Source organism: Frankia sp. CoWAU3, from assembly GCF_977971855.1.
Genome location: NZ_CDWWXB010000086.1, coordinates 2,493 through 10,953 on the forward strand (window position 1 = coordinate 2,493; position 8,461 = coordinate 10,953).

6 protein-coding genes and 1 pseudogene are annotated in these 8,461 nt (G+C 71.1%); 5 read left to right on the forward strand and 2 right to left on the reverse strand.

Features of this window, described 5'->3' with window-relative positions; genetic code table 11:
* Nucleotides 1-161: 161 nt before the first annotated feature.
* The 4 genes and pseudogenes from AC08ON_RS09900 (at nt 162) to AC08ON_RS09915 (ending at nt 3,872) form a co-directional block, all read left to right on the forward strand.
* Nucleotides 162-597: pseudogene (locus tag AC08ON_RS09900) on the forward strand (hypothetical protein).
* 2 nt (nt 598-599) lie between these two features.
* Entirely contained in the window at nt 600-1,565 is a 966-nt protein-coding gene (locus AC08ON_RS09905) for a GNAT family N-acetyltransferase (protein WP_476607568.1), read from the forward strand.
* Between the two features lie 49 nt (nt 1,566-1,614).
* Entirely contained in the window at nt 1,615-3,102 is a 1,488-nt protein-coding gene (locus AC08ON_RS09910) for a DHA2 family efflux MFS transporter permease subunit (RefSeq protein ID WP_476607567.1), read from the forward strand.
* 38 nt (nt 3,103-3,140) lie between these two features.
* Complete coding sequence (locus AC08ON_RS09915; RefSeq protein ID WP_476607566.1) at nt 3,141-3,872, forward strand: ceramidase domain-containing protein; 732 nt, start codon at nt 3,141-3,143, stop codon at nt 3,870-3,872.
* Here AC08ON_RS09915 and AC08ON_RS09920 read toward each other — a convergent pair.
* Both AC08ON_RS09920 and AC08ON_RS09925 read right to left on the reverse strand, forming a co-directional pair.
* Nucleotides 3,860-5,065, reverse strand: a complete 1,206-nt coding sequence (locus AC08ON_RS09920) for a DMT family transporter (RefSeq protein ID WP_476607565.1) — start codon at nt 5,063-5,065, stop codon at nt 3,860-3,862. The genes AC08ON_RS09915 and AC08ON_RS09920 overlap by 13 nt on opposite strands.
* Before the next feature lie 197 nt (nt 5,066-5,262).
* Nucleotides 5,263-6,627 carry a hypothetical protein gene (locus AC08ON_RS09925; RefSeq protein ID WP_476607564.1) on the reverse strand — a complete coding sequence of 455 codons (1,365 nt, stop codon included), beginning with the start codon at nt 6,625-6,627 and terminating at the stop codon, nt 5,263-5,265.
* A 578-nt stretch (nt 6,628-7,205) separates the two neighbouring features.
* Here AC08ON_RS09925 and AC08ON_RS09930 point away from each other — a divergent pair.
* On the forward strand, nt 7,206-8,461 hold a 1,256-nt coding region (locus tag AC08ON_RS09930; RefSeq protein ID WP_476616827.1), incomplete at its 3' end, for a glycosyltransferase family 39 protein.

An 8,461-nucleotide genomic window follows, 5' to 3' on the forward strand; every position in this document is an offset into this window, starting at 1 on the left:
GGCTGCGCCGCCGGATCAGCGAGTCGGACGACGACCGGCTGAACCGCAAACGATGGTTCGAACGGCTGGCCGCGGGCGACGACGACACCGACACAGCCCGGTCGGTCGCGGGCTTCCGGGACCGTGCCGCCACGATGATCTCCATCGGTCGGCACAAGCGCATGGATCTCAGCGACGAGTTCACCGACGACGAACTCAACGGCGCGCGGGTCCGCTGGATCACCCACCTGACCAAGCAGCTGAACCGCATCACCTGGCTGCGCTGGAACGGCGACGAGGTCCTGCTGCGGCCGTACTACAAGGTCGAGCCGCTGAGTTTCCGGCTGGAACGCAAGCTGGTGATCGGGAACGAGCTGGGCCAGGACATGATCAAATATCCGTTGGAGGAAGAACACCGGCTCGTCTTCGAGGAACTCCTCAAGGACCGGGTCCCTGATCCGGCAGCTTGGTGACGCCGGAAGGCAGGATGTGGGCAGCCAGATCGTCATCCGGCTGATGGAGGCGGGTCTGCTGACCGGTTTCGACAAGAACGACAACCGGGTCCACATCCAGGACCGCCTGCGCTTCGACGGCGTGGGCACCGACTACGAGGTGTGAGCATGGAGCCAGCGGGCGGCGGCGAGTTCGTCGTCGCCGACGGCCCCGCGCACTGCCTGGTACCCGGGATGCTGGTGCACGCCGACCTGTGGCTGCCCTGGACGGGGGCGCTGCGGCTGCGGGCGCAGCTGACCGCCGGGCGGCCGGGGCCGGGCGGTGACCGGTTCACGTTCCGGCTGGTCGACCGGTCCTCGGTGCGCGACGCCGCGGTGATCCTGGTGGGCACGGTTGACGGGTTCGGTTTCGAGGCGCTCGGCGCGGCCGGGGTCCGACCGGGCAGGCTGACCAGGCTCCTGACCATCCAGACCGTCTCCGACCGGTCGACCTTCCTGCGCGCGCTGGAGGTGCGGCTGGCCGGCAACCGCACGTTCGGCCGGCTGACCGGGATGATCGACGGTGAGGTCGTGGCCGACGATCTCGACCCGCACTCGGTGAACTTCATGTGCCTGCTCGGCGACAAAGCGCTCAGTGCCGGCCGGGTCGTGGTCAACTCCGGGAACCGCGCGCTCAGCGAGATCGAGACCGAGACGACCGGCCTGCCGGACTGGGTGTGGAATGGCGGGTTCATCGAGGTCTCGCGGCTGGCGTTGCACCCGGACTACCGCGGCGGCGGGGTGGTGGTGGCGCTGTTCCGCGAGGTGGCCCGGCTCGCCTTCAACCTCGACTGCCGCTACCTGCTTCTCGATGCCATCGAGAAGCTGGTGCCACTGTACGAGAAGATCGGCGCCCGCCCGCTGCCCATCACCAAGACGCATCCGTACAGCAAGGAGACCGTGCAGGTGATGGTCATCGACATCGGCGCGAGCCTGGGCCGGATCGACCACCGGTGGCCGTACTGGCAGTACCTGTTCGGACCGGTGCTCAAGCACCACCTCGGCACGTCGCCCGCGGCGCCGCTGACGAAATCCGTGCACGGTGTGGGCCGGGTTCCCTACCTGATGAAGCGAGTGCTGAGCCACGTCGTCTGAACCCGTAAGGCTGACGAGAGCCAAGCGGCCAAACTGGGAGACGGGATCCGTGAGCACCATACGCAGTCCGTGGCGCGCCCTGACGGTGCTTGTCGTCGGCTACTTCATGGTCGTCCTCGACATGACGATCGTCGCCGTCGCCAGCCCGAACATCACCGACAGCCTGGACGCCGACATCTCGCAGGTGCTCTGGGCGACCAGCGGCTACCTGCTCGCCTTCGCGGTCACCCTGCTGCCGGCCGGTCGGCTCGGCGACCGGTACGGTCCGAAGAACGTCTACCTCGGTGGGCTCGCGCTGTTTACCGCGGCATCGCTGCTGTGTGGGCTCGCCCCGTCGATCGGTCTGCTGGTCGCGGCGCGGGTGGTGCAGGGGCTGGGAGCCGCCCTGGTGACGCCGCAGACGATGGCGATGATCACTCGAACCTTCCCGCCGGAACGGCGCAACGCGGCGATGAGCCTGTGGAGAGCGGTGGCGGGGCTCGCCAACCCGGTCGGGCCGCTGCTCGGGGGCGTTCTGGTGGACCAGCTGGGCTGGGAGTGGATCTTCTTGGTCAACGTACCGGTTGGGCTGGCCGGGCTCGTGCTGGCCGCCCGCTACGTTCCGGCGCTGCCGACCCACCGGCACCGGTTCGACCTGCCTGGCGTCGTACTCGGTGGAGTCGGCCTGTTCCTGCTGGTGTTCGGCATCCAGGAGGGCGGCGACCGGGACTGGGACGGGCTCACCTGGTCGATGATCGGCATCGGTATCGCGGTGCTGGTGGTGTTCGTCGCCCACCAGGCCCGCGGCGCCGGCGGTGAGCCGCTGCTGCCGCTGGGCATCTTCCGGGACCGCAACTTCGCGCTCTCGAACGTCGCCGTCGCCGCGGCTGGCGCGGCCGTCCCGGCGGTGCTGGTGCCGCTGTACTTCTATCTGGAATCGGTGCGCGCGATGTCCGGTGCGGACGCCGGGCTCGTAGTCGCGCCGATGGCGATCCTCGCGATGGTGTGCGTGCCGATCATTGGGATCTTCGGGGACCGGATCCATCCGCGGGTGATCCCCTCGGCGGGTTTCGCGCTGTTCGCGGTCACGCTGATGATTTTCGCGATGTTCATGACGCCGGACTCGCCGGTCGCCGTGTTTCTGGTGGGCGCCGGGCTGGTCGGGACAGCCAACGCCGCCATCTGGCCAACGCTCGCCGCGACCGCCACCCACAACCTGCCGCCGCACCAGGCAGGCGCCGGGGCCGGGGCGTACAACGCGGTCCGGCAGTTCGGCGCGGTGCTGGGCAGCGCCGCGATCAGCGCCGTCATCGCGATCCGGATGTCCGTGCGCGGCCTGGCCGCCAACAAGATCGTGGACGGCGGCACGGTGACCGGCACGCTGTCCAGCTCGGCTCGGGGTGCCTTCGGGGCCGCACTCGGCGACTCCCTGTACCTGCCAGCGGCGATCTTGGCCGTCGGCCTCGGCGCGTCGGCCCTGCTGGTGCACGCGGGCAGCCGCGCCCCCGCCCCTCACCCCGCTGGCGACGCCCACCCGGTCGCTGCCACCGAGGCCTAGCTATACCCGCGACCCACCCGGCGGTGAGGAGAAGGCCGATGAACTGGACCGAGCACGTGGACAACTACTGCGAGCGGACGTCGACGGCTTTCTGGTCCGAGCCGCTCGACGCGGTGAGTAACCTCGCGTATCTCGCCGCGGCGTTCGCGCTATGGCGCCTCCTGCGGCGCCATAGCGGCGTGCCGGCCAGCGTCGCGTTCATGCCGCCGCTCGCGGTGCTGATCGGGGTCGGCAGCTTCGCGTTCCACACGCTGGCGACCAGGTGGGCCCAGGTTCTGGACATCGCGCCCATCGGCCTGTTCGTGTTCATCTATGTCGGAAGTTTCCTGCGTTGGTTCTACCGGCTGCCTTGGACGTGGTGCCTGGCCGGCGTGGCCGGGTTCGCCTGTGTGACCGCCGCGTTCATCGCCCTCCTCGGCAGCCAGATCCCCAACCGTTCCGCACCGTACGTGCCGGTGTTGCTGCTCATGATCGGGCTGACCGTGGCACTGTACGGGTCACATCATGAGGACCGGTCCAGGTACTGGCGGGACTTCGCGACGGCCGCCGGGGTGTTCGCGGCAGGCCCGCTCGCCCGCACGATCGACGAGGAGGCCTGCGGGTCCTTCCCGATCGGCACGCACTTCGTCTGGCACCTGCTCACCGGGCTGCTGATCTTCGTGGTCGGCCGCGCCCTCGCGCGCCGCTGGCACTCACTCGCCGAGGCTGGTGATACTCGGCTCCCGGCCACGCCCGCGGGCAGGTCCCGGTCGACTGACTATCGCGCATGATTCCTCTGAGCCAGGACGGCACCGGCCTCACCGCGCAGTCGATCCGCCCGCCGGCGAAGCTCGTCCGCCCGGGTGTCGAGAGCACGTCGCGCGGCGAGCAGTTCCCTTTCCGGCACGGCGTCATCCCCCAGCAGGCCCCGCTCCCCCGATCGGGACCCGTTCGAGCCCACCTGCCCGGCGACCGGCCGCATCCGATCGTCGAACCGGTGCCGTTCGTCCACGAGGCTCGCCAGCTCCGCGCCGATGCGGTCGAGGTCCCGGCGCAGCCGGCGACGCGCGCGTTGCAACGCCGGCCCCGGGACGCCGGCCCGCCGGCTGCGGCGCAGGTCGGCGCGCAGCCGTTCCAGGTCATGGTGCACCTGTTCCTCCAGCCGGGACAGCCGCCCCTGGGCCTGCCTCGCCACCAGCCGCGACATCTGCCCGGTGATCAGCGGAGACGTCGCCAGCGTACGGACACCCGTGACCATCACGGCCAGGCCGAGCACCACCCCGGCCAGCGGCTCGCTGCTCACCGCGGCGGGCAGCGACGCCGGCAGCGGGGCTATCTCGTAGGCGCTCTGCAGCAGCAACGCACCGACGATCGCCGTGGCCACGACCGACCGGGGCTGCCAGGACACCAGGACCGCATCGATCCCGCGGGTGGTCAGCAGGTGACCGATGCTGCTGGTCAGGGCGGCCTGCGTCGCGGACAGCAGGCCCACGGCCGTGGCCAGCATCGGGGCCCGCCGGGCAGCGGCGAGCCGCCGCGTCCCCCACACCGCACCGCACACCAGCCCGCCGACCACCGCGCCGGCGAGGACCCAGCCGAACGTCGAGACGGCCCCCGGATCGCCCGGATGCGGATCTCCGGCGATCAGGAAGAGCACGAGGCCACTGGCCGTCGCCGCGGCCGCCCAGTCGCGGCGCGGCACCGCCCGCTGCGCCAGCAGGGCGGCGAACGGCAGGGCGAACAGTAGCTGGCAGATCTGCAGGGATTCGACGAGGGCCACCGCGCCCCGGCTCAGCGCCGCCGCGGCCAGCACATTGCCGATCACCGCGACGGCGACCCCGACATCCCACCACGGTCGCCGCACCAACCACAGCAGCAGCCGCAGGACGTCATCGGGCGGCGCCCGGAAGGCAACCCGCTGCTGGATCACCGCGGCCACCGCGAAACACACCGCGGAACCAAGGCCGAGCAGATAGGTCGCCACTCCCCCTCGATCCCGCGATGTACCTTCCCGGGGAAGGTCAGGGCCTCACACGGCCGGCCCGGTGCGGTCCGGCCGTTCAGATCCCGCTCATCATGCCTGCCAGATCCAAGATCAGGGAAATGACCCCGGTCGGGCCCCCACCTTCGTCCGCCGCCGGGTACCACGCCCGGGCTCGGGAATCCGCGCGGGCGGGGAGGTCACCCACGGTCGACGGCGTGGGCCTGCTTGTGGAGCTGGTAAATCCAGGGCGGGATCGTCGCCCAGAACACAATGATGTTACCGATGATCACCCCTTTGGCTCCGCCGAGGAGAAGGCCCGTGACCGGGCCGGCGAGCAGGAAGGGCGTGAAGAAAAGATTGATCCAGAAGGTGAGTCTGGTCCGGCCGAAGGCGTAGAGCACGGCGGCCGGTCCTACCGCCAGCGCCGGCCCGGCCTGCGCGATCATCGCGAGGAGAAGGAGTTCATGGGTCTGGCTCCAGGTATCGCCCAGCAGGGCCGTCCCGAAATCGTCGGGGAGGATCAGGAAGATGAGGGTCCACAGCACGCTGGAGGCGACCACCAGCGCGGACACGACGTAGGCGGCGCGGATGATCCGACGGGCCGGGGCACCCCTGCGGCGGGCGAACTCGGGGATCGCGAAGCTCATCAACGCGACGGCCAGGTTCGTCGTGGGGGCGAGCAGGGTCTGCAGACCGCGCAGAGCACCGACGAGCGCCGGCGAGCCGACCGCGGCGATGATCAGAGTCGACGTCTGCTGCGCCCCCTGGACCGTCACGAACTCGGCGGTCATGAAGCCGGTCGTCTCGCGGTGACCAGTGAACCAGGCAAGCGCCCGCCCCGGGGCGGGCCAGACCCGATGCTGCCCGATGCCGACCAGCACGGCCAGCGCCGCGGCGGCACCCCAGACGAGGACCATCACCGGCGCGCCGCCGGCCGCATCCGGCCCGCCGATGGCCAGCAGGACGATGCCCACGCCCATCCCGGCAGCCCAGACGAGATCGTTGACGACGGCGCGGAGGGGACGTCCCTGGGCGAACGACGTGTAGCGCCAGGCATCCTGCACCAGCAGGGCCGGCATGACCACACCCATCGCGATCAGGTTCGTCCCGACCACGCCCTCGAGGACGCCACCGACCGCCATCAGGCCGGCGCCCACGACGGCACCGAGTACCAGGGCCAGGCCGGACGCGGCGCGAGCGGCGGCGCGGAACGCGGCCGGGGCGGCGGCAGCGTAGCTGATCCCCAGGGGCGCCGTGGCAGCGGCGCGCGACAGGCCGACGACGATCGCGAAGATCGTGTAGGCAATCGCGAACGCACCGAACTCGGTCGGGTCGACCCGGCGGGCGATTATGAAGTTGATCGCCGCGTTGGTGCCACTGGACACGACCTGGTCGACGATCGTCCACAGCGCGTTGATCCGGCCGCGGGACCGGGACGGGTACGGATCGGCCGCCGGTAGATCCGCCGCTGGAGCCGCCGCGATATGCTCACGCGTGGCACCGATGGTCAGACCGTCGGTGACGGCGGGGCCGTCGGGATACGCCCACCGCGATCCGCTCACGCCGACAACTCTACCGTGACGTAAGAGTCATCTCGGCGCATGCCGCCCCCGGACAGGCACAACACAGGGAACGGGGCCCGCACAGTAAAGACACAGGATCCGCGTAGCGCACAGGATTCACACAGTAAGGGCACAGAATCCGCGAAGCCGCCGGACCGATCGTCTACCCATGACGTACTTCCCGGTCCCGAGACGGCCTTCGAGATGACCACCGTTTCCCCCCTCGTGAACGCACCCGGTGTGGACGTGCCCGGTGTGGACGTGCCCGGTGTGGACGTGCCCGTGCGGCATCCCGCGGGCCGCCCCCGCCTTCCCGGCCCCGCGGCCGGATCGGCCGCCTGGTACGCGGCCCGGCCGGCGACCCCGCGTGGATCCGGCCGTCGCTGCTGGCCCTGCTGGCGGCGACTGCGGTCCTCTACCTGTGGGACCTCAGCGCGTCCGGCTACGGCAACGGCTTCTACGCCGCCGCCACCACCCAGGCGGCCACGCACAGCTGGAAGGCGCTGCTGTTCGGCTCGCTGGACTCCGGCAACGCCATCACGGTCGATAAACCGCCGGCCTCGCTGTGGGTCTCCGGTCTGTTCGCCCGGGCCTTCGGGTTCTCGAGCTGGACCGTGCTGGCACCGCAGGCGCTGGAGGGCGTCGCCGCGGTGGGGCTGCTGTATGCCACGGTGCGCCGGATCTCCGGTGCCGCCGCCGGCCTGCTCGCCGGCGGCGCCTTCGCGCTGACCCCGGTCGCGGTGCTGATGTTCCGGTTCAACAACCCGGACGCGCTGCTGGTGCTGCTGCTCGTCGCCGCCGCCTACTGCACGGTCCGGGCCACCGAACGGGCGAGCCTGCGGTGGCTGCTGCTGGCCGGCACCTGCGTGGGCTTCGGCTTCCTCACCAAGATGGCGCAGGCGTTCCTGGTCGTCCCGGCCCTCGGCCTGGGGTACCTGACGGCCGCGCCGACCGGTCTGCGCCGACGGCTCGCGCACCTCGCCGGCGCCGTGGCCGCGATCGTCGTCTCGGCCGGCTGGTACCTCGCCCTGGTCGAGCTGTGGCCGGCCTCGTCACGCCCCTACATCGGCGGCTCCACCAACAACAGCCTGCTGGAGCTCGCGATCGGCTACAACGGCCTCGGCCGCATCTTCGGTGGCTCCGCCGGTGGTGGCGTGGGCGGGGGTATGACCAACGGTTTCGGTGGCGCCACCGGCATCACCCGGCTGTTCGGGGCGAGCATGGGGGCGGAGATCTCTTGGCTGCTGCCCGCCGCGCTGATCGTTCTCGTGGCCGGCCTGTGGTTCACCCGGCGGACGCCGCGCACCGACCAGACCCGGGCTGCGCTCGTGCTCTGGGGCGGTTGGCTGCTGGTCAGCGGGTTGGTGTTCAGCTTCATGAGCGGCATCACCCACCCCTACTACACGGTCGCCCTCGCCCCCGCCGTCGCCGCGCTCGTCGCGTCCGGTGGAACCGTGTGCTGGCGTGGACGGGCGCGGATCTCGCACCGCGCCACCCTGGCCGCGATGATCGCGGTGACCGGGCTGTGGGGCTTCGTCCTGCTGGACCGGGTGGCGTCCTGGCTGCCCGTGCTGCGCTGGATCATCCTCCCGGCGAGCGTGCTGGTGGCCGTCGCGCTGGTGGCCGGTGCCGCCCGGCTCACCAGGATCACCGCCGTGCTCGCGGCAGCGACCGTGATCAGCGCCTCGGCGGGCACCTCGGCCTATGCGCTTGCCACCGCGGCGAACCCGCACAGCGGCTCCATCCCGATCTCCGGTCCCGCGGTGGCCGCCACGGCCGGCGGCGCCAGGGGTGGGCCGGGCGGGGCCGCGGCGGGCGGCGGCCTGCCCTCCGG